The organism is Streptomyces smyrnaeus (assembly GCF_017676345.1).
Lineage (GTDB): Bacteria > Actinomycetota > Actinomycetes > Streptomycetales > Streptomycetaceae > Streptomyces > Streptomyces smyrnaeus.
Map to the genome: position 1 here is coordinate 43928 of NZ_JAFFZM010000009.1, position 23142 is coordinate 67069.

19 protein-coding genes, 5 tRNA genes and 1 pseudogene are annotated in these 23142 nt (G+C 73.4%); 16 read left to right on the forward strand and 9 right to left on the reverse strand.

The annotated features are described in order from the left end of the window. Nucleotides 1-19 precede the first annotated feature (19 nt). Nucleotides 20-700: a lysophospholipid acyltransferase family protein gene (locus JW613_RS16255; RefSeq protein ID WP_099878786.1), complete on the reverse strand. Its 681-nt coding sequence runs from the start codon at nucleotides 698-700 to the stop codon at nucleotides 20-22. Nucleotides 701-988: 288 nt separating this feature from the next. Between JW613_RS16255 and JW613_RS16260 the strand changes: the two genes are divergently transcribed. The 3 genes from JW613_RS16260 (at nucleotide 989) to JW613_RS16270 (ending at nucleotide 3393) form a co-directional block, all read left to right on the forward strand. Further along, nucleotides 989-2161 carry a glycerophosphodiester phosphodiesterase gene (locus tag JW613_RS16260; RefSeq protein WP_209211547.1) on the forward strand — a complete coding sequence of 391 codons (1173 nt, stop codon included), beginning with the start codon at nucleotides 989-991 and terminating at the stop codon, nucleotides 2159-2161. Between the two features lie 78 nt (nucleotides 2162-2239). Continuing rightward, entirely contained in the window at nucleotides 2240-2908 is a 669-nt protein-coding gene (locus JW613_RS16265) for an RNA polymerase sigma factor (protein WP_307865922.1), read from the forward strand. After that, the gene (locus tag JW613_RS16270; RefSeq protein WP_099878782.1) at nucleotides 2899-3393 is read left to right on the forward strand and encodes a GNAT family N-acetyltransferase; all 495 of its coding nucleotides are present in this window, start codon (nucleotides 2899-2901) and stop codon (nucleotides 3391-3393) included. Before JW613_RS16265 ends, JW613_RS16270 begins: the two co-directional genes overlap by 10 nt. A gap of 26 nt (nucleotides 3394-3419) precedes the next feature. On the opposite strand, the gene JW613_RS16275 is transcribed toward JW613_RS16270, so the two are convergent. Together JW613_RS16275 and JW613_RS16280 are read right to left on the reverse strand one after the other, a co-directional pair. Further along, nucleotides 3420-3863 carry a hypothetical protein gene (locus JW613_RS16275; RefSeq protein WP_209211548.1) on the reverse strand — a complete coding sequence of 148 codons (444 nt, stop codon included), beginning with the start codon at nucleotides 3861-3863 and terminating at the stop codon, nucleotides 3420-3422. Further along, nucleotides 3856-4227 (reverse strand): hypothetical protein, encoded by a 372-nt coding sequence (locus JW613_RS16280; protein ID WP_099878778.1) that lies wholly within the window; start codon nucleotides 4225-4227, stop codon nucleotides 3856-3858. Before JW613_RS16280 ends, JW613_RS16275 begins: the two co-directional genes overlap by 8 nt. A gap of 70 nt (nucleotides 4228-4297) precedes the next feature. Between JW613_RS16280 and JW613_RS16285 the strand changes: the two genes are divergently transcribed. The 9 genes and pseudogenes from JW613_RS16285 to JW613_RS16320 all read left to right on the forward strand — a co-directional run bounded on the left by JW613_RS16285 (nucleotide 4298) and on the right by JW613_RS16320 (nucleotide 17264). Further along, nucleotides 4298-4951: an HAD family hydrolase gene (locus tag JW613_RS16285; protein ID WP_209211549.1), complete on the forward strand. Its 654-nt coding sequence runs from the start codon at nucleotides 4298-4300 to the stop codon at nucleotides 4949-4951. Between the two features lie 492 nt (nucleotides 4952-5443). After that, nucleotides 5444-6526, forward strand: a complete 1083-nt coding sequence (locus JW613_RS16290; RefSeq protein WP_209211550.1) for a methionine ABC transporter ATP-binding protein — start codon at nucleotides 5444-5446, stop codon at nucleotides 6524-6526. Then, nucleotides 6523-7182: pseudogene (locus tag JW613_RS35820) on the forward strand (methionine ABC transporter permease); the annotation flags it as partial. The gene JW613_RS16290 and the pseudogene JW613_RS35820, both read left to right, overlap by 4 nt. Nucleotides 7183-7263: 81 nt before the next feature. Continuing rightward, nucleotides 7264-8043 carry a MetQ/NlpA family ABC transporter substrate-binding protein gene (locus JW613_RS35825; RefSeq protein WP_245225818.1) on the forward strand — a complete coding sequence of 260 codons (780 nt, stop codon included), beginning with the start codon at nucleotides 7264-7266 and terminating at the stop codon, nucleotides 8041-8043. Between the two features lie 142 nt (nucleotides 8044-8185). After that, a complete protein-coding gene (locus tag JW613_RS16300; RefSeq protein ID WP_099878770.1) occupies nucleotides 8186-8872 on the forward strand; it encodes a GNAT family N-acetyltransferase in 687 nt (228 codons plus the stop codon). A gap of 102 nt (nucleotides 8873-8974) precedes the next feature. Further along, nucleotides 8975-10219, forward strand: a complete 1245-nt coding sequence (gene cbiE, locus JW613_RS16305; RefSeq protein ID WP_209211552.1) for a precorrin-6y C5,15-methyltransferase (decarboxylating) subunit CbiE — start codon at nucleotides 8975-8977, stop codon at nucleotides 10217-10219. A gap of 256 nt (nucleotides 10220-10475) precedes the next feature. After that, nucleotides 10476-14786, forward strand: a complete 4311-nt coding sequence (cobT, locus tag JW613_RS16310) for a nicotinate-nucleotide--dimethylbenzimidazole phosphoribosyltransferase (protein WP_209211553.1) — start codon at nucleotides 10476-10478, stop codon at nucleotides 14784-14786. Between the two features lie 295 nt (nucleotides 14787-15081). Further along, nucleotides 15082-16326 carry a uroporphyrinogen-III C-methyltransferase gene (gene cobA / locus JW613_RS16315; protein WP_209211554.1) on the forward strand — a complete coding sequence of 415 codons (1245 nt, stop codon included), beginning with the start codon at nucleotides 15082-15084 and terminating at the stop codon, nucleotides 16324-16326. 86 nt (nucleotides 16327-16412) lie between these two features. Beyond that, a complete protein-coding gene (locus JW613_RS16320) occupies nucleotides 16413-17264 on the forward strand; it encodes a TrmH family RNA methyltransferase (RefSeq protein ID WP_209211555.1) in 852 nt (283 codons plus the stop codon). 66 nt (nucleotides 17265-17330) lie between these two features. On the opposite strand, the gene JW613_RS16325 is transcribed toward JW613_RS16320, so the two are convergent. Further along, a complete protein-coding gene (locus JW613_RS16325; RefSeq protein ID WP_209211556.1) occupies nucleotides 17331-18773 on the reverse strand; it encodes a serine/threonine-protein kinase in 1443 nt (480 codons plus the stop codon). A gap of 636 nt (nucleotides 18774-19409) precedes the next feature. Here JW613_RS16325 and JW613_RS16330 point away from each other — a divergent pair. The 3 genes from JW613_RS16330 (at nucleotide 19410) to JW613_RS16340 (ending at nucleotide 21269) form a co-directional block, all read left to right on the forward strand. After that, a complete protein-coding gene (locus tag JW613_RS16330; protein WP_099878760.1) occupies nucleotides 19410-19619 on the forward strand; it encodes a hypothetical protein in 210 nt (69 codons plus the stop codon). Nucleotides 19620-19824: 205 nt separating this feature from the next. Then, a complete protein-coding gene (locus JW613_RS16335; RefSeq protein ID WP_372447950.1) occupies nucleotides 19825-20853 on the forward strand; it encodes a phosphotransferase in 1029 nt (342 codons plus the stop codon). A 92-nt stretch (nucleotides 20854-20945) separates the two neighbouring features. After that, nucleotides 20946-21269, forward strand: coding sequence for a TFIIB-type zinc ribbon-containing protein (locus JW613_RS16340; protein WP_209211745.1), 324 nt, complete (start codon nucleotides 20946-20948; stop codon nucleotides 21267-21269). 132 nt (nucleotides 21270-21401) lie between these two features. Here JW613_RS16340 and JW613_RS16345 read toward each other — a convergent pair. The 5 genes from JW613_RS16345 to JW613_RS16365 form a co-directional block, all read right to left on the reverse strand. Continuing rightward, a tRNA-Val gene (locus JW613_RS16345) sits at nucleotides 21402-21476 on the reverse strand. Between the two features lies 1 nt (nucleotide 21477). Then, nucleotides 21478-21549 (reverse strand) — tRNA-Val (locus JW613_RS16350). A gap of 27 nt (nucleotides 21550-21576) precedes the next feature. Beyond that, nucleotides 21577-21648 (reverse strand) — tRNA-Val (locus JW613_RS16355). 1 nt (nucleotide 21649) lies between these two features. Continuing rightward, a tRNA-Cys gene (locus JW613_RS16360) sits at nucleotides 21650-21723 on the reverse strand. 32 nt (nucleotides 21724-21755) lie between these two features. Then, nucleotides 21756-21828, reverse strand: a tRNA-Gly gene (locus tag JW613_RS16365). 168 nt (nucleotides 21829-21996) lie between these two features. Here JW613_RS16365 and JW613_RS16370 point away from each other — a divergent pair. Continuing rightward, the gene (locus tag JW613_RS16370; RefSeq protein ID WP_209211557.1) at nucleotides 21997-23106 is read left to right on the forward strand and encodes a chorismate-binding protein; all 1110 of its coding nucleotides are present in this window, start codon (nucleotides 21997-21999) and stop codon (nucleotides 23104-23106) included. Nucleotides 23107-23142 lie beyond the last annotated feature (36 nt).

Genomic DNA, 23142 nt, shown 5'->3' on the forward strand with positions numbered 1-23142 from the left:
GCGTCGGGCGCGGCGCCCCTCAGGCCGCCTTCGCCTTCGTCGCGTAGACGTCCACGTACTCCTGACCGGACAGGCGCATCACATCGCTCATGACCTCGTCGGTCACCGCGCGGAGCACATAGCGGTCGCGGTCCATGCCCTCGTACCGCGAGAAGTCCAGCGGCTCGCCGAAGCGCACCGTGATCCGCCGGCCGCCACCGATCCTGGGAAGCCCCTTGCCGCCCGGCTGCACCTCGTCCGTGCCGATCATCGCGAACGGCACCACCGGGGCGCCCGTCATCAGGGCGAGCCGGGCGATGCCGGTACGGCCGCGGTAGAGCCGGCCGTCGGGGGAGCGGGTGCCCTCGGGGTAGATGGCGAAGAGGTTGCCCTCCTCCAGCACCCGGCGGCCGGTCATCAGCGCGGCCACGCCACCGCGTCCGCCGTCCCGGTCGACGGGGATCATGCCGACACCGGTGAAGAACCACGCCATCAGCCGGCCCTTGAGGCTCTTGCCGGTGACGTACTCGTCCTTGCCGATGAAGAAGACCTGCCGGGTGGTGACCAGCGGCAGCACCATCGAGTCGATGAAGGTGAGGTGATTACCCGCAAGGATCACCGGACCCGAGCCAGGGATACGTTCGGCCCCTTCGACCTGCGGCCGGAACAGCACGCGAAGAAGCGGGCCGAGCACTGCCTTGATCAGCCGGAAACGGGACAACGGACCCTCCGCCCAAGTCGAATATGGCCGTGCGCCCGGTCGATGCGCACGGACGCGCAGATGAGGACGATACTCGCAGCTACGGGTACCCGGTACACCGGGTCGCTTGCACCGTTACGGGGAATTGACGCGGTTTACCTCCGTATTGCTCCGTTCCCCGTCGTCGACTCCCCCGTGTTTCCGCCGTGTTCGCACGCACGTCTCCCCGGCGCCGCCCGGCCGGTCCTACGATCAGCCCGACGTGTGGCAGGGGCCGGACTTCGGCGCCACCGAAGAAGGGGAGAGCGCATGGGACAGGAGCAGCAGCCGGGCCGCAGAACCGTGCTCGGGGCGGCGGCGGTGCTGGGCGCGGCGGGCACGGGTGCGGTCGCGCTCGGCGGGGGCACCGCGCAGGCCGCGGAGCGCTCGTCGGTCCGCACCGACGGGCGCGGGAGGGGCCACCGGGGTCTGCCCACGCCGGCCGTCGTCGCGCACCGCGGGGCCAGCGGCTACCGCCCCGAGCACACCCTGGGCTCCTACCAGCTCGCCCTCGACATGGGCGCCGACATCATCGAGCAGGACCTCGTCCCCACCAAGGACGGCCACCTGGTGTGCCGGCACGAGAACGACATCACCGCCACCACCGACGTGGCCGACCACCCCGAGTTCGCCTCCCGCAGGACCACCAAGACGGTGGACGGCAAGAAGCTCACCGGCTGGTTCACCGAGGACTTCACCCTCAAGGAGCTCAAGACGCTGCGCGCCAAGGAGCGCATCCCCCAGCAGCGTCAGCACAACACCCTCTACAACGGCCGCTGGGAGGTGCCCAGCTTCGCCGAGGTCCTGGAGTGGGCCGAGAAGCAGGGCAGGCGGCGAGGCCGTCCGGTATGGCTCCACATCGAGACGAAACACCCCACCTACTTCCGCAAGCTGGGCCTCGCGCTGGAGAAGCCGCTGGCCAAGCTGCTGCGCCGGTACGGCCGGCACAAGGCGCACGCGCCCAATTTCCTGCAGTCCTTCGAGCCCAGCAGCATTCAGCAGCTGAGCAGGCTGGTGGACTGCCCCCTCGTCGTCCTGCTGTCCGGCCCCACCTCGCGGCCCTGGGACTTCGTGGAAGCGGGCGATCCGCGCACCGTCGCCGACCTGGTCGAGCCCGAGGGGCTGAAGTGGATCTCAGGCTTCGCGCAGGGCATCGGGCCCACCCTCGACCTGATCATCCCCCGGAAGCCGGACGGCTCCCTCGGTGAGGAGACGACCCTGGTGCGGGACGCGCACGCGCGGAAGCTGGTGCTGCACCCGTACACCATGCGCAACGAGAACACCTTCCTGCCCGCGGACTTCCGCGTGGGCGACGACCCGAACGCGTACGGCGACGCGTTCGGCGCCTTCAAGCGCTACTTCGCCACGGGCATCGACGGTCTGTTCTCGGACAACTGCGACACGGCGCTGCTGGCAGCGGCGGACTTCCGCGGCGACCGCTGACCGACAACTGCCGCCCCCGCACGAGTGACGCGCCGCCCGTACCGCAACCGCGGGCGGGCGGCGCGCGTGCAGTGGCGTATGGACGAACCCTCCCTGACGGATCCGGGCCTGCGGGCGCTGCTGTACGCCGAGTGCGCCGCCGAGGCCGCCGCCGGCTGCGGGGTGGACGCCGAGGATCTGCGGCAGGGCGTCTGGCTGCGCTGGCTGGAGCGGCTGGGGGAGGGCGGCGGACCGCCCGCCGAGCCCGCCGCCTGGCTGGGCGCCGCCGTACGCGCCGAGGCCCGCGCGGCGGGCGGCAGCCGGCGCGAGGTGCCGCTGGCCACGGAGCCCGCGCCCCGCGTACCCCGGCAGCGGCGGGTCACCGCGACCGACGGCACCGGGGACCCGGCCAGCGACACCGAGGCGCCGCTGCTGGCCGCCGAGCGGCGCCGCGAACTGGCCGCGGCCGTCTCCCTGCTGCCGGGGCGCTGCCCCGCCCTGCTGCGGGCCCTGCTGTCCCGAGAAGAGCCCACATACCCGCAAATCGCCCGTGAGTTGGGAATGTCACAGGGTGCGCTGGGCCCGCTGCGTTCCCGCTGTCTGGAATGCCTGCGCAGAATGCTCGCGGCAAAGGTTCCACCACCCGGCCTCAGGGGAAGGGTGCGAGAGGCAACCGGCGTCACCAGGGCAGACTGCACGGACACGGCACCCTCACTCTCCCGTGCCCGTGCGCACACAATTTGGGGAGGCATGCGCACATGGGCATGAGCGTGACCATCTCTGCGGCGGACGAGCGCGACGCCGAACAGATACTGAAGCTGCAGTACCTCTGCTTCCAGAGCGAGGCGGAGCTGTACGGCGACTACCGCATCGAGCCGCTCGTCCAGACGCTGGACGAGCTGCGGACCGAACTGGCCGAGGGCTGCGTGGTCGTGGCCCGGCTGGGTGAGGAGGTCGTCGGCACCGTGCGCGGCATGGTCGACGCCGAGGGCACCGCGCGGATCGGCCGGTTGTGTGTGCACCCCCGCCTCCAGCGGCACGGGCTGGGCGGCCGGCTGCTCGCCGCCGTCGAGTCGCGTCTCGCCGACCGGTTCGCGCCCAAGCGCTACCACCTGGTGACCGGCAGCCGCAGCGAGGGCAACCTGCGGCTCTACCGGCGGCTGGGCTACACCCCCGTGGGCACCGAGCGCGACCGCCGGGTGACCCTGGTCGCGCTGGCCAAGGACGCCACGGAGTACGCGACCAGCGCCTAGCGTTCCGCGGGTGGCCGAGCGCCGGCTTACGCCGCCGCGCCCCGGCCGTGGGGCCTTCGCAGCCACCACAGGCCGGTCAGGGGCAGGGCGACCGGGATGAAGAGGTAGCCCATCCCGTAGTCCGACCAGACGGTGGCGTCCGGGAAGGCGGAGGGCTCCACCAAGGTCCAGGTGCCCACCGCGAGGACACCGAACAGCTCCAGCGCGCAGCAGGTGAGGGCGGCCTTCCGGGCGCCCTCACCGCCTCGGACGAGCGAGAGCGTGATGAACGCGTACACCACCGCGGCGATCGCCGAGAGGATGTAGGCCAGCGGCGCCTCGTGGAAGCGGGTGGACAGCTGGACGATGGAACGCGACGCCGCGCCCACCGTGAAGATCCCGTACAGCGTCACCAGGAGCTTGCCGGGGCCGGTGTTGATGCCCGCGCGCCGGGGCGCGGGGACGGTTTCCGAGTGCGTGGGCTCAGCCACCCGTGCCGCCTCCCCAGATGTCGTGGAGCCGCACCTGGAGCACGGCCAGCACCACGGCGCCGGCGACCACCGTCAGTGAGCCCCACTTGGTGCGTTCCGTCAGTGAGATCAGTCCCACCACCGGCAGGCAGGCGACGACGCCGACCAGGTAGGAGAAGAAGATCAGTGAGCCCTCGGCCGCGGTCTGGCCTCGGGCCGCCTGCACGATGCCGACCACCAGCTGCGCCAGCGCCAGCACGGTCACCACGGCCATGCCGATGAAGTGCCAGTCCTTGGTGGGCTGGTCGCGGTAGGCCGCCCAGCCGCACCACGCGGCCAGCACGAGCGCGGCCACGGCGAGCGTGACGGTGAGCGGGGTGAGCATGTGAAGGAGTCTAAAAGGGCGCCCGGGCCCGCCGACGCGCGCCCCCGGGCGCCCACGTACGCTGCCCGGCATGAAGTTCGAAGCCCCCGTGACCTTGCTGTTCGACAACGACGGCACCCTGCTGTCCTCCATGGACTCTGTGCTGAGCTGCTGGACGAGGTGGGCGCGGGAGTACGGGATCAGCGCCGAGGACTTCGCCGCCGTCGAGCTGCACGGCCGGCCGGCCGCCGACATCGTCGGCGACCTGCTGCCCGCCGAGCTGATACCCGAGGCGCTGGCCCGGATCGAGCGGTTGGAGGTCGAGGACGTGCCGCGGGGCGGTGTCGTCCCGCTGCCCGGTACCGCCGAACTGCTGGCCTCGCTCCCGGAGGGGAGCTGGGCCGTGGTGACCTCGGCCACCCGCGAGCTGGCCGAGGCCCGACTGCGTGCCGTGGGTATCGAGGCGCCGCTGGTCATCGCCGCCGACGACATCACCCGCGGCAAGCCCGATCCGGAGCCGTATCTGCTGGCGGCCGAGAAGCTGGGCGCCGACCCGGCACGGTGTGTGGTCTTCGAGGACGCCCCCGCTGGGCTGGAGGCGGGCCGCAGCGCCGGTATGCGCACCGTGGGCTTGGCCACAACCCATCGGCGAGAGCAGCTGCGCGCCGATGTGGTGGTGGAGCATCTGGGGTCGGTGACGGCCCAGGCCGGCGCCTCGGGTGTGACGGTCGTCGCAGCGGACTGAGCGGACCGTGGCGCACCGCGCTGCTGTCCATTTCCCTGTCCGGAATGCGGACAGGGTTCTCGGTACCGCCCGCCTCATCTGATTTACTGAGCCCCATGAACACGACGAGCTGCCGCACGCTTGCGACCGAGGCGACCTGGACGCCCGGTGCTCGTTGTATGCCTGTGCGCGCCTGGCCGTCGCGGACCGCGCGGCGAATGTGTGCCCGCTGAGGGCCCCCGCCTGAGCTGACCGAGGCGACTCGCGCCCCGAAGCGAGTCACGAGCCCGCGCACCGAGCACCGCGAACAGAGCCCCTCCGCCGCTGGAGCCCTCCGGCGCGGCCCCCAGCCTTCGGCCGGGGGGATGCCCAGGGCCCCGGGGGAGAACCCACCCACGCGTGAGCGAACACCGCAGCCGTGGTTCGACTCTGCCCGCACCGCCGCGGACCGCGCCGCGCGCCTGCCTCGACGGCACCGTAAGCGCTCATCCCACCGACACCACGGATGTTTCTGTGATCACGACAAAGGACCTCACAAAGGTCTACCGCACACGGGACCGCGAGGTCACCGCACTGGACGGCGTCGACCTCCACGTCCATGAAGGCGAGGTCTTCGGCGTCGTCGGCCAGAGCGGCGCCGGGAAGTCCTCGCTCATCCGCTGCGTCAACCTCCTGGAACGCCCCACCTCCGGCACCGTCACCGTCGACGGCCAGGAGCTCACCGCCCTCGCCGGCAACGGCAAGCGGGCGGGCAAGGAGCTGCGGGCGGCACGCGGCCGGATCGGCATGGTCTTCCAGCACTTCAACCTGCTGTCCTCGCGCTCCGTGCTCGGCAACGTCGAACTGCCGCTGGAGATCCTCGGCCACTCCGGGCAGGAGCGCACCCGCAAGGCGCATGAACTGCTCGACCTGGTCGGCCTCGCCGACAAGGCCAAGGCGTACCCCGCGCAGCTCTCCGGCGGCCAGAAGCAGCGGGTCGGCATCGCACGCGCCCTCGCGGGCGACCCGAAGGTGCTGCTCTCCGACGAGGCGACCTCCGCGCTCGACCCGGAGACCACCCGCTCGGTCCTCCAGCTGCTGCGCGACCTCAAGGAGCAGCTCGGGCTGACCGTGCTGCTGATCACGCATGAGATGGACGTGGTCAAGGCCGTCTGCGACTCCGCCGCGCTGATGAAGAACGGCCGTATCACCGAGTCCGGCACCGTGCCCGAACTGCTGGCAACGCCCGGCTCCGAGCTGGCCCGTGAGCTCTTCCCGGTCGGCGGGGTGCCCTCGGCGCCCGGCCGTACCGTCGTCGACGTCACCTTCCACGGGGAGACGACGACCGAACCGGTGATCTCCAAGCTGTCGCGGACCTACAACGTTGACATCTCCATCCTGGGCGCCGCCATGGACACCGTCGCGGGCAAGCAGGTCGGCCGGATGCGGATCGAGCTGCCCGGCAGCTTCGAGGACAACGTGGTGCCGATCGGCTTCCTGCGCGAGCAGGGCCTGACCGTGGACGTGGCCGCCGTCGCACGGGACGACGCGCCGGACACCGGGAAGACCGACGCCGCCGACAGCGCCGCCGGTCTCGTCAAGGAGGGGGCCAAGTGACCTGGTCGGAGATACAGCCGCTGTTGACCCAGGGGTTCTGGGACACCCTCTACATGGTCGGCTGGTCCGCGCTGGTCGCGCTGCTCGGCGGCCTGCCCCTCGGGGTGCTGCTCGTCCTGACCGACAAGGGCGGGATGCTCCACAACGCCCCCGTCAACAAGGTCGTCGGCGCCGTCGTGAACGTCGGCAGGTCGCTGCCCTTCATCATCCTGCTGATCGCGCTGATCCCCTTCACCCGCCTGGTCGTCGGCCAGTCCGTCGGCTCGACCGCCGCCATCGTGCCGCTGGCCATCGGCGCCATCCCGTTCTTCGCCCGGCTGGTGGAGACCGCCGTCCGCGAGGTCGACCGGGGGCTGGTCGAGGCCGTGCAGGCGATGGGCGGCGGCACCCCCACCGTCGTCTTCAAGGCGCTGCTCCCACAGGCGCTGCCCTCCCTGGTGGCGGGACTGACCACGACCGTGATCGTGCTGATCGGCTACTCGGCGATGGCCGGCACCGTCGGTGGCGGCGGTCTCGGCTCGGTGGCCGTGCAGTACGGCTACCAGCGCTTCGAGACCAGCGTCATGGTCGCCACGGTCGTCGCTCTGATCGTCATCGTCACCGCCGTGCAGCTGATCGGTGACGCCGTCGTACGGCTGCTCACCGCGGGCCGGGGCGGCGAGGGAGCAGCGGGCAGGTGGCCGGCCCGGCTGGGCCGTGGCCGTACGGTCGGCGTCGCCGCGGCTGTCGTCGTCCCGCTGGCGCTGATCGGCTACGGCGTCGGGCAGGGCGGCGAGGACAAGCAGACGCTCACGATCGCCGCCTCGCCCACCCCGCACGCGGAGATCCTGGAGTACGTCGAGAAGAACCTCGCCGAGAAGGAGGGGCTCAAGCTCGACATCCGCAAGTTCAACGACTACGTGGTGCCGAACACGGCCACCGAGAGCGGCGAGGTCGACGCCAACTTCTTCCAGCACAAGCCCTACCTCGACGACTTCAACAAGAAGCAGCACACCCACATCGAGCCGGTCGTCAACGTCGAGCTGGAGCCGCTGGGCCTCTACTCCAAGAAGGAGAAGAGCCTCAAGGGCATCGGGTCCGGCGACACCGTCGCCGTTCCCAACGACAGCACCAACGAGGGCCGCTCCCTCCATCTGCTGGACGAGCACGGCCTGATCGAGCTGAAGCCGGGTGCCGGTCAGGAGGCCACCCTCGGCGACATCGCCGACACCAAGGGCCTGAAGTTCAAGGAGTTGGAGGCCGCGGCGGTGCCGCGCGCGCTCGACGATGTGGACGCCGCCGTCGTCAACGGCAACTACGCCGTCGACGCCGGCCTCAACCCGGCCAAGGACGCCCTGGTCGCGGAGGAGGCCAAGGGCAACCCGTACGCCAACTTCCTCGCGGTCAAGGACGGCAACCAGGACGACCCGCGGATCAAGAAGCTGGCCAAGCTCCTCAACTCCGAGCAGGTGAAGGAGTTCATCCAGGACAAATACCAGGGGGCCATCGAGCCGGTCTTCGGGCCTGTGGGATCGTGAAACCCACGGCCTGATCCGGGGAAAGTCCCCGTGTCGACAAGTCTCTGATCAGCGCCGGGCCGCATCCGCGAGGGAGGGCCCGGCGCTGCACATCCCGGTGCCGATGCTGCATGCTGTGCACCCCGACGTGTAGGAGCGGCGCATGACCTCGACCTTCCCGGACATCTCGATCAGCACGGACCGGCTCGTGCTGCGCCCGTTCGAGGAAGCGGACGTCCCCGCGCTCACCGAGATGATGGCCGACGACCAGATCACCGCCTGGATGGCGGCGCCGGTGCCCTACACCGAGGCCGAGGCCCGGAACTTCGTCGCCCGCCGCGCCCCGGCCCGGCGCACCTCGGGCGACGGCATCGTCTTCGCCGTCACCGAAATGCTCACCGAGCGCCTGGTCGGACTGGTCGAGCTGCACGGCGCCGACTGGCGGGTGCTCTCCGTGCACGCCGCGTACGCCACCGCCTCCTGGGCCCGCGGCGAGGGCTACGCCTCCGAGTCGCTGACGGCCGTCGCCCAATGGCTCTTCCAGGACCAGAAGTTCGAGCGCCTGGAGATCCGCACGGCGGCCGACAACACCGCGGCGCAGCAGGTCGCACAGAAGCTCGGCTGCATCAGCGAGGGCGTGCTGCGCAACGCGTGGATAGCCCGCACCCGCACCGAGAACTGGGGCCCCTCCCGGACCGAGGCCCAGGGAGGCTGGGCGGACATCCGTACCGACCTGATCGTCTGGAGCCTGCTCCCCGAAGACCTCGACGGTGCCTTCGAGGGCGCCTTCGACCAGTCGGCCGAAGCCGGTGGCTACGCGCCCTACCCCGGTTGGCCCCAGCGGCACTGACCGCCGCGCTGCACGGGTGCCGGGGCTGACACGCCGCCGCAGGGGGTACGCTCAGTGGGCCCCGACCTGCGATGAGCACAGACCAGCCAGGAGACACCCACCATGGCCGACCGCGTCACCGTGATCGGGTGGGACGGTTCGCCGCTGACCGACGCCGCCCGCTCGGCACTGGCGGCGGCCACCCTCGTCGCCGGAGCCGCGCACCATCTCGCCCTTCCGGAGGTTCCGCCGCGGGCCGAACGCATCCGGCTCGGCAGCACCTCCCTTGCGGCGCGCCGTATCGCGCGCCACCGCGGCTCGGCCGTCGTCCTCGCCGACGGCGACCCCGGCTTCTTCGGCGTCGTACGGACCCTGCGCGCGCCCGAGCACGGCCTGGAGGTCGAGGTCGTACCCGCCGTCTCCGCCGTCGCCGCGGCCTTCGCACGCGCCGGGATGCCCTGGGACGACGCCCAACTGGTCGTCGCCAACAGCCGCACCCTGCGCCGTGCGGTCAACGTCTGCCGCGCCCACAACAAGGTCGCCGTGCTCACCTCGCCCGGTGCCGGGCCCGCCGAACTCGCCCTGCTGCTGACCGGAGTCCACCGCACCTTCGTCATCTGCGAGGCGCTGGGCACCGAGCGCGAACAGGTCACCGTCCTCACCTCCGACAAGGTCGCCGACCACACCTGGCGCGACCCGAACGTCGTCATCGTCGTCGGCGGTACGGGAGCCGGCGCCGAGACCGGCACCACCCAGGGCAGCGGCTGGATCGCGGGCCACGAGGTCGGCTACCCGCCCGCCGTGCGCGGCTGGGCGCTGCCGGCGGTCGAGTACACGGGTGAGCCGAGGAAGGGCAGCGGCGGCGCGCCCCGGGCCAGCGAGTCGGCGCAGTTGCGTGCCGCGCAACTCGCCTGGCTGGGCCCCCGGATCGGCGACCTGGTGTGGGACATCGGCGCGGGCAGCGGAGCTCTCGCCGTGGAGGCGGCGCGGTTCGGCGCCGCCGTCATCGCCGTCGACAGCGACGCCGACGCCTGCGCCCGCATCTACGCGGCGGCCCGGCGGTTCGGCGTCCAGTTGGAGACCGTGCACGGCGTCGCCCCGCACATCCTGGAGGATCTGCCCGAGCCCGACGTGGTGCGGGTCGGAGGCGGGGGAGCGGTCACCGTCACCGCTGTCGCCGACCGCCGCCCCACGCGCATCGTCACCCACGCCATCACCAGAGATGAGGCGGAGGCGGTCGGAAGGGCGCTCGGGGAGCGGGGTTACGCCGTCGAGTGCGCCCTGCTCCAGTCCGTGGAGCTGGAGACCGCCGCCTGGACGGAGACCGAACGCTCCGTCGTTTTCCTGCTGTCGGCCGTCCGGAACTGAACCTCTGTGACGTCGTGCGTGACGAACCCCGACGAAGTGCGCTTTCTCTCCCACCCATGGCCGGTGGGGTCTGCGGCGACGGGTAGGCTGATGGACTGTTGTGCCACCGTTCGGGGTTGACGCTTCGTCCGTCATTGTCCGAATGGTGTAGGCGGAGGCACGTGCCGCACAGAGTGCGTGCTCGTTCTTCATCTACGGGGCGCGGCGGTCCGTCCGCCGGGTTGGAAGGAGCACTAGCGATGGGCGAGGGGAACGCATGACTGACACCGGCCAGATCCCGGGAGAGGGGCTGCCGGAGAACGCAGGCGGGCAGCAGCCGGAGGGACAGCCGGGCGTTCCGGCCTCCGGCACCTACGCCGTCACCGACCCGGCCGGCGGCGTCGGTGACGTCCAAGCCGTCCAGGACGCAGCCCAGGCGCCCTCCGCTCACGCCCCCCACGGCCACCACGACGCGCAGAGTCAAGTCGTCGCGCAGGAACAGCCCGAACCGCACGAGGAAGAGGACCTGCTGCTGATGCCCTCGGCGCAGGGCGCGTGGAACGAGCAGCCGGCCCCCGGACAGGGACAGCCGATGCCCCAGGCCCCTTCGCAGGCCCGGCCGGAAGCGCCCTACGGGTACGAGTACGACGCCCACGGGCAGCCGCAGCCCGTCGCCGCACAGCAGGCGCCGCCCGACGGCCAGTTGACGCCGCAGACGCCGTACGCGCCGGAAGGCGGCCAGCTGCCGGGTGACGCGTACGCGGTCAACGGGCACGCGCAGCACGGATACGAGCCACAGGAGGCCGCCCACGCCCAGCACGCGCAGGGCGCCCCGCAGCCGAGCCCGCAGGCCGCCCAGCCGGACCAGCCGCAGCCGGACGCCGGGGCCGCCCCCGCCGCGCAGCCGGAGGCGGAGGGCGAAGCCGTACCGGGACCCCATGAGACCGACGGCCGCGACTCCGGCTCCCTCGATGTGAGCGCCGTACGCACGCCCCAACAGCCGCACGGGGCGCCCGCGTCGACGCCGGGAGCGCCCGGCCAGCAGAGCGCACCCGGCCAGGGCGCGCGCCGCCCGCTGCACCTGGGACCGCCGGTGCCCGAGCAGTCCGGAACCGTACGTCCCCTCTCCGAGCGTGCCGCCGCGCAGTCCGCCCCCGCGGCGCCGCAGGCCGCGCCCGTGCAGGGGGCGCCCGCCACGCTTCCGGGTGCCCAGCCCGTCGCCGCCCCGGCGGACGGTCGGCTCCCGGCGGAGCAGGCACAGCAGCCCTCCGCGCCGCAGGACGCCACCGCCGCCGGTCGGCAGCCGACAGCTCCTGCTGTCATGGACCCGCAGAACGTGGCGGCGCCGGCGCCCGAGCAGCCCGCGGAACAGGCGACGGGGACCCCGGCCCCGGAGTCGCAGTCGCAGCCGCAGCCGCGACCGGAGGACCAGCAGCCCGGTGACGGCCGGCCCGCGCAGGCGACGGCGGCTGCTCAGGCACCCGCTGCCCCGCAGCCGGAAGCTCAGCCGCAGGAACCGGCGCAGCCGCCGGCCCAGCAGGCGCCCGCGCCGGTCGCCGAGGAGCCGTTGCCCGGCCCGCAGCTCGGTCAACTCCCGCCCCAGCAGGACGGCTGGGTCACTCAGCCCGCCGCCGCCCCGGCCGATCCCGCCGTTCCCACAGGGCCGACGCCGCAGGACGCCACGGCAGAAGCGGCTGCTCCCGTCCCCGCTCCGGAGGACGGCCTCACGGACCCGGTGCCGCAGGAGCCCGCCGCGACGACGCCGGGCGCCGCTCCCGACGCCGTACAGTCCGACGCCGTACAGTCCGACGCCGCACAGTCCGACGCCGTACCGGCCGAAGCCGTTCCCGAGGAACTGCCCGCACCCGCTCAGGAGGAGCCCGTCAACGAGTCGGTGCCCGGCCCCCGTCAGGAGGCGCAGCCCGGCGGATTGCCGACCGTCCCGTCCCAGGGCGGCGAGCCCGAGCCGCAGCAGGGCGCCGTCGCACCGCCGTCGGTGGCGCCACCGATAAACCAGGCCACTCAGGCGTATGACGGCGCCCAGCCGGACAGCCCCGTGATCCCCGAACAGGCGACAGCCTCCGACTCCCCGGGCACCGCGTCCGAGGCACAGCCCGGTGAGGAGCCCGAGCCCATGCCGGCTCCCGAAGCCGCTGCCCCGGCACCGGACGCACAGCCCGAGGCCCCCGAGACGCCGCCGGAGAACGCGGTGACGCCGGAGTCGGCAGCCGGTGCGGAAGCGCCTTCGGCCGCGTCCGACGACACCGCCCCGGAAACGTCCGCCGTCGGGACGGGCGCGCCCGAGGTGGCGAACGCCGAGGCGGAGGCCGCCCCGGTTCCGGCCCCGGCCGAAGCGGAGCCCGAGGCGGCGGGTGGTCAGGCGTCCCCGGCCGCCACCGACAGCCCGGCGGCCGACGGCGGGACCACCGGCGCGGAGGCGGCCGAAGCCGAGTCCGTCGAAGCCGAGTCCGCCCGAGCCGAGGCCGACGCCACCGAGCCGGCCGGTCCCGAAGCGACCACCACCGAAGCACCCGAAGCCGGTGCGCCCGAAGCCGGTGCGCCCGAAGCCGGTGCGCCCGAAGCCGGTGCGACGGAAGCCGAAGAAGTGGCCGAAGCCGGGCAGCCGACCGGTACCGAGGTGCCGGACGCCGAAGCTGTCGCAGCCGCCGAGGCCCCCGCGCCCGAGGGCGAGGCCGCCGACACGGCAGCTGCCGACACCGAGGCGCCCGCGACGGAGGCGCCCGCGACAGAGGCGCCCGAGCCCGGGACCGAGCCCGCCGACGCGGAGGCGGCCGACGCCGGATCCGAGCCCGTGGAAGCCCCCGAACCTGTGCAAGCCCCCGCACCCGTGGGAGACCCCGCGCCCGGGTACGCGGAGGCGGAGCGGGAGGCCGTGCATCGGCTGATGCGTGAGCGGCGCGACATCCGTAACGGCTTCCGGCCGGACCCGATCCCGCACGAGGTGCTGCTCCGGGTGCTGGAGGCGGCGCACACGGCGCCCAGCGTCGGCCACTCGCAGCCGTGGGACTTCGTGGTCATCCGCTCGGAGGAGACCCGGCGCACCATGCACGAGCTGGCCGAGCGGCAGCGCCAGGCGTACGCCAAGTCGCTGCCCAAGGGCCGGGCCAAGCAGTTCAAGGAAATGAAGATCGAGGCGATCCTCGACACCCCGGTCAACATCGTCGTCACCGCCGACCCGACGCGCGGCGGCCGGCACACGCTCGGCCGGCAGACGCAGCCGCAGATGGCGCCGTACTCCTCGGCGCTCGCCGTGGAGAACCTGTGGCTCGCTGCGCGGGCCGAGGGGCTGGGCGTGGGCTGGGTCAGCTTCTTCGACGAGCGGGAGCTGGTCCGCGCGCTGGAGCTGCCCGAGCATCTGGAGGTCGTCGCCTATCTGTGCGTCGGCTACGTCGACGAATTCCCGGACGAGCCCGAGCTGATGCAGGCGGGCTGGTCCAAGCGGCGCCCGCTGTCGTGGGTCGTCCACGAGGAGTCGTACGGGCGCCGTGCGCTGCCCGGTGCCGAGCCGACCGGCATGCTCGCGGAGACCCTGGGCACCATCCGCCCGCTGGACGCGAAGGCGCTCGGCGAGGCGTGGGAGCGGCAGAAGCGGATGACCAAGCCGTCCGGGGCGCTCGGCATGCTGGAGATCATCTCGGCGCAGCTGTGCGGTCTGTCCCGTAAGTGCCCGCCACCGGTGCCCGAGCCGGCCGCCGTCGCGGTCTTCGCGGGGGACCACGGGGTGCACGCGCAGGGGGTCACGCCCTGGCCCCAGGAGGTCACCGCGCAGATGGTGGCCAACTTCCTGGGCGGCGGGGCCGTCTGCAACGCGTTCGCCAACCAGGTGGGCGCCGAGGTGTGTGTCGTGGACGTCGGTGTGGCGGCCGAACTGCCCACCACCCCAGGTCTGCTGCCCCGAAAGGTCCGGGCAGGCACCGCGGACATGACCGCCGGGCCCGCGCTGACCCAGGAGGAGGTCGAACGTGCCCTGGAGGTGGGCATCGAGACCGCCCGCGATCTCGTCGCGGCGGGCAACAAGGCCCTGCTCACCGGCGAGATGGGCATCGCCAACACCACGGCGTCCGCGGCGCTGATCGCCGCCTGCACGGGAGCCGACCCGACAGAGGTCACCGGGCGCGGTACGGGCATCAACGACGAGACGCACGCCCGCAAGGTCGAGGTCGTCCGCAGGGCGCTGGAGCTCCACCAGCCCGATCCGGCCGATCCTCTGGGCATGCTCTCCGCCTTCGGCGGGCTGGAGCACGCCGCGATGGTCGGGCTGATCCTGGGCGGCGCCTCCCTGCGCACGCCCGTGATCCTCGACGGTGTCAGCGCCGGGGCCGCCGCGCTGGTGGCGCGTGCTGTGGCGCCCGAGGCGCTCGCCGCCTGCATCGCCGGGCACCGCAGCGCGGAACCCGGTCATGTCGCGGCCCTGACCAAGCTGGGGTTGCGGCCGCTGGTCGATCTCGATCTGCGGCTCGGCGAGGGCACGGGCGCGCTGCTGGCGCTGCCCATGGTGCAAAGCGCGGCCCGCGCGATGCACGAGGTCGCCACGTTCGACGCGGCGGGCGTCACCGAGAAGAGCTGACGCGCCGCACCGCGGGGCGGTGGGCGTCCCGGCATCCAGGCCGGGACGCCCACCGTGCCGACCCGTGGTGGGGCTGCCGCCGCCTCCGGAATCGGCCGTCTCCGTCCACCCCGGTGCTGTGGTCGCGCGTCCCGTGGCGGGGTGTTCGTCCCGGTCGTGATCTGCGAGACAGCAGCACAGCGCCGTCCCGCATAGGCTGTCCCTCACCGTCCCCCGGCCGCTCCATCGCCGCAGCGGCATCGTCGTCGGCTCGGTATGTGAGCCGGCCCGCTCTCCGAGAAGGATGCCGTCCCAGATGTCGGAAACCTCCGCCACTCCCGCCTACCCCGTAGGACTCCGCCTGGCCGGCCGCCGCGTCGTGATGGTCGGCGGCGGCACCGTGGCGCAGCGCCGCCTTCCGGCCCTGCTGACGGCGGGGGCGGACGTCACGGTCGTCGCACCCGAGGTCACGCCCTCCGTCGAGGCGATGGTGGCCGGTGGCGAGATCACCTGGGAGCGCCGTGCCTGGCGACCCGGTGACCTGGCCGACGCCTGGTACGCGCTGGCGGCCACCGACGACCCCGAGGTCAACGCGGCCATCGTCGCCGAGGCCGAGTCCCGCCGGGTGTGGTGCGTCCGTACGGACGACGCGGACGAGGGCACCGCGTGGACCCCGGCGACCGGTCGCAGCGACGGCATCACCGTCGCCGTCCTCACCAGCGGGGCGCAGGGTGCCGCCGGTCGCGACCCGCGCCGCTCGGCCGCCGTCCGGGACGCCATCGTCGCCCGTCTCGGGGACGGCACGCTCGTCGCGGAACAGCGCGGGCCGCGCACCGCGGGCGTCGCCCTGGTCGGCGGCGGACCCGGCGACCCGGACCTGATCACCGTGCGGGGCCGCCGGCTGCTGGCCCAGGCCGACGTCGTGGTCGCCGACCGGCTCGGCCCCCGCGACCTGCTGGACGAACTCCCCCCGCATGTCGAGGTCATCGACGCGGCGAAGATCCCCTACGGGCGCGCGATGGCGCAGGAGGCCATCAACGCCGTGCTGGTCGAGCACGCCAAGGCCGGTCGTTCCGTGGTCCGCCTCAAGGGCGGCGACCCGTTCGTCTTCGGCCGGGGCATGGAGGAGGCCGAACAGCTCGCGGCCGAGGGGGTCCAGGTCACCGTCGTACCGGGGATCTCCAGCTCCATCAGCGTCCCCGGCGCCGTCGGCATCCCCGTCACCCACCGGGGTGTGGCCCATGAGTTCACCGTCGTCAGCGGCCATGTCGCCCCCGATGACCCCCGGTCGCTGGTGGACTGGCCCGCGCTGGCCAGGCTGCGCGGCACCCTTGTGCTGCTGATGGCCGTGGAGAACCTCGGTGCCATCGCGGCCGCGCTGTGTGAGCACGGCCGCGCGGATGACACGCCTGTGGCCATCATCCAGGAGGGCACCATGGCGACCGAGCGCCGTGTCGACGCCACGTTGGCGACGGCTGCGGAGCGCGCCGCCGCCGAGGAGGTGCGTCCCCCGGCCGTCGTCGTGATCGGCGACGTGGTGTCGGTGCGGCAGCTCGGGTGAGGGCCCCCTCACGGGGCGCGCGCTCCCCGGATACGCGGCAGTAACGACGCATTGGCACTTCGAGCGGGACAGGGCAGTATCGGCCTGTGGCTACAGCATCCTCCCCCGGGACACCCGGTGACTCCCCGGCCCGCGGACTCGTCACCGTCGACGAACCCGACGACCCCCGGCTGCGCGACTACACGGGCCTGACCGACGTCGAGCTGCGCCGCAGGCGCGAGCCCGCCGAGGGGCTGTTCATCGCCGAGGGCGAGAAGGTCATCCGCCGCGCCCGGCAGGCCGGGTACGCGATGCGCTCGATGCTGCTGTCCGCGAAATGGATCGACGTCATGCGGGACGTCATCGACGAGGTGCCCGCGCCCGTCTACGCCGTCAGCCCTGAACTGGCCGAGCGCGTCACCGGCTACCACGTGCACCGCGGAGCGCTCGCCTCCATGCAGCGCAAGCCCCTGCCGACGCCCGGGGAACTGCTGGCCACGGCCCGCCGTGTCGTGATCATGGAGTCGGTGAACGACCACACCAACATCGGGGCCATCTTCCGCAGCGCCGCCGCGCTGGGCATGGACGCCGTGCTGCTGTCGCCCGACTGCGCCGACCCGCTCTACCGCCGCTCGGTCAAGGTCTCCATGGGTGCTGTCTTCGCCGTGCCGTACGCCCGGCTGGACAGCTGGCCCGGTGGCCTGGAGACGGTACGCGACGCGGGGTTCGAACTGCTGGCCCTCACCCCGGACGAGAAGGCCGTGCCCATCGACACCGCCGTCACCGCGGACGGCGCCGCGCGTGTGGCACTGATGCTCGGGGCCGAGGGCGACGGCCTGACCGCCCGCGCCCTCCGCGCCGCCGACGAATGGGTCCGCATCCCCATGGCGCACGGCGTCGACTCGCTCAACGTCGGCGCCGCCGCGGCCGTCGCCTTCTATGCCGTCTCCCGCGGCTGATCGGGCAACTCGGCCGCGGCGGCGCGCCCGCTTCCGCCCACGGCGCCTCGGCCCGACGGCGTGCGGCTACGGCACCTGCTGCGAGGCGCTGCCGAGGCCACGGGTCGGCCCCTCGCAGCCCTGAGCTGCCGCGATGCCGAGCGCGACCAGCAGGGTGACCGTCACGAAGACGATCAGCCGCTGCCGCAGCAGCCGTCGCTTGCGCGCGGCGGGGCTGAGCCCGCCGGGGCGGCCGCCCCTGGTGGCGGGGCGCCGGCGCCCGGTTGCGGCGGGTCTGCCGTCCGCCGTCCGCTCGCCGCCGCCCCGGGGTGGTGGCGGGCTCGCGGGGCGGCGGGCCGGGCGCTCCCCGCCCCTCCGGGCGGCGCTGCCGGTCACATGTCCCGCGTCCCGCGAGGGCCGCGACGCCCGCGAGGAGCCGGGCGCGGTCGGCCGGGGGGTGCGCGGCGTCGAGGCGTGCGGCGCGCTCGCCGCCCGCTCGCGCTCCCGGCCGGCACCGCTGCGCTGGGTGCGCTGCTGCGCGTGGTCCCGTGGCCGCCGCTCGCCGGCCGGCGGCTCGTGCCGCCGGTCGGGTACGGGCCTGCCGGGCGCGGATCCGCCGGTCACCGGCCGGGCGCCGGCACCCGGCCACTCGCCGTGCTCGGCGGCCCGGCCGGCGCCCAGCGCCGCGTCCCCGCCCTCGGACAGGCCGCGGGCCTCCCGCGCGGCGATCTCCTTGAGCCGCAGCGAGAGCTGCAGGGTGCTGGGCCGGTCCTCCGGCGACTTGACCAGGCAGGCGTGGATCAGCGGGGCCAGCGCTGCGTGCACGGCGTCCAGCTGCGGCTCCTCGTGCACCACGCGGTAGAGCATGACCTCCGAACTGCCCTGCCCGAACGGGGAGTCCGCCGTCGCCGCGTACGCCAGCGTGGCGCCCAGCGCGAACACGTCGGTGGCCGGGGTGACGGCCGCGCCCCGCACCTGCTCGGGCGCCAGGAAGCCGGGGGAGCCGACCGCGGTGCCGACGTGTGTCAGCGTGCTCGCGCCCGTCGCCCAGGCGATGCCGAAGTCGATGATGCGCGGGCCCTTGGGGGACAGCAGGATGTTCGAGGGCTTCAGATCCCGGTGCACCACACCCGCCTCGTGCACCGCGACCAGGCCCTCGGCGAGCGCGGCGCCGATCGAGGCGACCTGAGCGGCGGGCAGCGGACCGCCCTGGTGCACCTTGTCGTGCAGCGAGGGGCCGGGAACGTACTGGGTGGCGAACCAGGGGCGCTCGGCCTCCAGGTCGGCGGCCACCAGCCGGGCCGTGCACCCGCCGCGGATGCGCCGCGCGGCCGATACCTCGCGGGCGAAGCGGGAGCGGAACTCCTGGTCCTCGGCCAGATCCGGCCGGATCACCTTCAGCGCGACCCGCTGGCCGCGCCGGTCCGAACCGAGGTAGACCACGCCCATGCCGCCGGCTCCCAGGCGCCGGTGGAGCCTGAACGAGCCGACGACTCGCGGGTCCTCGCGCCGGAGCCGCATCATCGCCATGTCCGTTCCTACCTCCGGTGTCCGGTGGGCGAGTGCCCCACCTCCGGCGCCCGATGGGGGAGCAGCCCACCGCCGACCGGTCCGTCTGACGACCACAGCTTACGGACTGCCGTGGCAAGGCGACGATAGGCCGCGCACGCGGCGCCAGACGGAATGTCAGAGCCCGGTTGACGACGGGAATTCCGTTCGGCGCGCCGGTCGCGCACGCCCGTGCGCCCCGCCCCCGCGCCGTCAAAGCCGGGGCGGAGCACGATGTTTGACGCTGTGACGGATGAAGGGGCGGGGTGCGGTCACCCACGGCCGGGACCGTGCGCGGCCCTGCCCGGCCGGGCAGGGCCGCGGCTGCCGGACCGGAGCGCACGGGCGGCGGGGGAGTGAGAGAACTCACCCCTCGGGGTGTCCGAGCGACCGAGCGGCGGTACCCCCTGGGGGAAGACCCTGGCAAGGCTGACGGTGCCTCCACCCTGGGGAGTAGCCGGCCTCGCACCACGTCATCCTTCGGGAGGCCCCCGAGTCGGTACGCGCGCATGACGCCGTGGGCCACGCCCTTGCCTACTGTTGTGGTCAAGCGGCGGACGCAGCACTCGTCCCCCGAGGTCAGACGTCCGCCGCCCCAGACAACGATCAGGAGCGGACATGGCACACACGGCTGGGCGCACCACGCCCACAGGGAAGGGAAGGCTCTCGGCACTCGCCGACCTCGGCACCCGTCCCGGCGGCCGTCGCCATCCGCTGGTGGCAGCCGCCATGGTGCTGCCGCTCGCCCTCCTCCTCGGCCTCGTCACGGGCTGGGGCCGGATGGTGGTGACACAGGCGTCGTCCGTGGCCGGAATGCTGGGATCCTGAGCGATCCCAGGCCCGGTGGAGCGGACCGGGTCGGGGACTTCCGGCTTTACAGCCCCGTGGGGACGGGGGTGCGGCGGACGGCACGAGGCCCGGGTAGCTGGGGAGCTACCCGGGCTCTCGCGTATCCCACCCCCTTCGTCCACCGGGCCGCGCGGCGGGGCAGGTGCTCGCCGTACGTCGTGGTCGTCGACCCTTTGGAGTTCTCGTGGCCCTCCCCGACACCCCCGCCCGGAGCACGGCGCTGCACCGGGCCCTCGGTGAGCTCGCCGGGGGCCCCGAGGGCTGCCACGGCGAAGTGCTCGCCGAGCGTGCCGACGGCGTCGTCGTGCGGGTCGGCGACCGCGTCGCCAAGGCGCACGCCCCAAACGCCGATGCCGGGCCGCTGGACGTACGGCTACGGGTCGCGGCAGCCGGCGGGTACCGGGGGGTGCTGCTGCCCCCGGCCTCCGACGGCGGGACGGTGCCGCTGTCCAACGGGCGGGTCGCCAGCGTCTGGCCGTACGGGACCCCGGTGGACCCGGGCGACGCGGCAGCCGCCCCCTGGGAGGAGGCGGGCGCACTCCTGGCCCGGCTGCACACCGCGCCGCTCCCTCCCGCCACCCAACTCCCCGGCCCGCTGCCGCCGATGCGCGGCCCCACCAAGGCGGCCCGCGCCCTGGCGCGGATGCGGAGCGCCCCGCAGGGCAGCCACGCGGCGGCGGCCGACGTGGTCGAGCGGGCCTGGGCCGTACTGCCGCCGTGGTGCCGGGACGAGGAGCCGCCGCCCGAAGCCCGCACCCTGTGCCACGGGGACTTCCATCTGGGCCAACTCGTCCGGTACCCACGGCCCGACGGCCCTTGGCAGCTGATCGACGTCGACGATCTGGGCCTGGGCGATCCGGCCTGGGACCTCGCGCGTCCCGCTGCCTGGTACGCGGCCGGGATGCTGCCGACCGCCGAGTGGCAGCGCTTCCTCGGCGCGTACGCCCGTACGGTGCGGGCGGCTCTTCCGGCGCGCACCGCCCGCACGGCCCGGACCGACGGCGTCCCGCACTGCCTGGCCGGTCCCGATCCCTGGCGATATCTCGACGCGCCCGCCCGTGCGTTGACGGTGCAGGGCGCGGCGCTCGGCGTCGCCAAGGCCCGTACCGAGGGGCGGTCGCTGGACGAGGCGGAGGAGGCGTGCGTGGCCGCATGCGCCCGGATCGCCGCCCTCTTCGAACGAGCCGAACTCCCCACGCCGCAGGGGTCGTAGGGTGGTGCCCCGGCCGGCCGCGGCCGGTGGTGTCCGGTCATCGGTGAGCAGAACCGGTGGGCAACCGGGAGCGAGAGGAAGCCGACGTCATGATGCAGTGTCCCAAGTGCGGTGCGCCCATGCGCACGTACAACCGCAACGGTGTGCAGATAGAACAGTGCGACAACTGCCGGGGAATCTTCCTCGACTACGGCGAGCTGGAGTCCATCACCAGGCTGGAGGCCCAGTGGACGCAGTCCGCACCGCCGCCGCCCGGCCCGCAGGCTCCGCAGGCGTACCCCGCCGGCCCGGCCTGGGGCGCCCCGCACCAAGGCCAGCACGGCCACGGCTCGCACGGCCACGGCCACCACGGCCATGGGCACCGTGGAGGGCATCACGACCGGCGCGGCTTCGGACGGATGCTCTTCTCCTCCTGAGCCCTGCCCGGACGGGACCCGGACGGGGCCCGGGGGAAGGGACCCGTCCGTGGCGAGCGCCCTTGTCCGTGGTGGAGCGCCCTCGGAGACCGAAGAGGGCCCCGGCGAAACCGCCGGGGCCCTCTTGCGCGCTGGTGGACGATACTGGGATTGAACCAGTGACCTCTTCCGTGTCAGGGAAGCGCTCTCCCGCTGAGCTAATCGTCCGTGCGCGGTACTGGGATTGAACCAGTGACCTCTTCCGTGTCAGGGAAGCGCTCTCCCGCTGAGCTAACCGCGCGGAAGGTCCGGTGGTGACCGGACCCGGTGGACGATACTGGGATTGAACCAGTGACCTCTTCCGTGTCAGGGAAGCGCTCTCCCGCTGAGCTAATCGTCCTTGGAGGTGGAGACGGGATTTGAACCCGTGTAGACGGCTTTGCAGGCCGTTGCCTCGCCTCTCGGCCACTCCACCAGGTGCGGGGGCCCGGGAGGTCCCCCACGTCGAGCGGACGACGAGATTCGAACTCGCGACCCTCACCTTGGCAAGGTGATGCTCTACCAGCTGAGCCACGTCCGCAGTGCCTGTTCCGGGCCGTGCCCGGGAGGCCGCCCCCGCTGCGCTTGCGCGCCTCGGCGACGTGTTGAACTTTAGCGGATTCCCGGGCCAGCTCAAATTCCGTTTCCGCAGCGTGGCCGCCCAGCGGTCCGCGAGGCGGCCGCTCACCGGCCCCATAGACTCGAAACCGTGTCCGATCTGACCCCGCTCGCCCGCCTGGGCGGCAGCCTTGCCACCGACCTGCGCGATGTGACCAGCGACCCCGAGGCGCTCGACTCCTCGGGCTGGTGGGCCGTCGTCGCCGACTACGAGGGCGGGCTGTGCTGCGCCCGCTTCGGCGATGTGCGCCCCGCCCCGCTCCCGGCCCCGGTACCGGGCAGCTGGCGAGGGCCCGCGACCGACAGCTGGACCAGCTCGCTGGACCGGGCCGCCTACACCGAGGGCGTACGGCGGATCCGCGCTGCCATCGGCACGGGCGACGTCTACCAGGTCAACCTCTGCCGGGTCCTGTCCGCGCCGCTGCCCGACCCCTCCCCGGGGGCCAGTGACATCGACCAGCTCACGGCCCGGCTCGCGCTGGGCACCCCGGCGGCGTACGCGGGCACCGTGCGCCTCCCCGCGCACGGCGTCGAGATCGCGACCGCCTCCCCGGAGCTGTATCTGCGCCGTACGGGACGCACCGTCGAGTCCGGCCCCATCAAGGGCACCGGCCGCTTCGCGACCGACCTGGGGGAGAAGGAGCGGGCCGAGAACGTGATGATCACGGATCTGGTCCGCAACGACCTGGGCCGGGTCTGCGTGCCGGGGTCCATCACCGTTCCCCAGCTGTGCGCGGCCGAGCCCTACCGCGGGCTGGTCCATCTGGTCTCCACCGTCCGCGGTGAACTGCCCGGAACCGGGCAGGCCCCCGGCGCCGGGTCCGGCTCCGGCTCCGGGTCCGGAGCGTGGGCGCGGCTGCTGGAGGGCACCTTTCCGCCCGGTTCGATCACCGGAGCGCCCAAGTCCAGCGCCCTGCGGCTGATCGACGCGCTGGAGACGGTGCCCCGCGGCCCCTACACCGGGGGCATCGGCTGGGTCGACGCCGACCGGGACGTCGGCGAGCTGGCCGTGGGCATACGCACCTTCTGGATCGAGCGGGACCACCCGCGCGCGCTGCTGCGCTTCGGCGCCGGCGCGGGCATCATCTGGGACTCCGACCCGGAGCAGGAGTGGCGGGAGACCGAGCTGAAGGCTTCCCGGCTGCTCGCGGTAGCGTCGGGGGAGAACGACGGCCGACAGACCGCGGCGCACGCCCGGTGACCCAGCGGCCCCCAGCGGCTCCCCGAGGTGAACAGC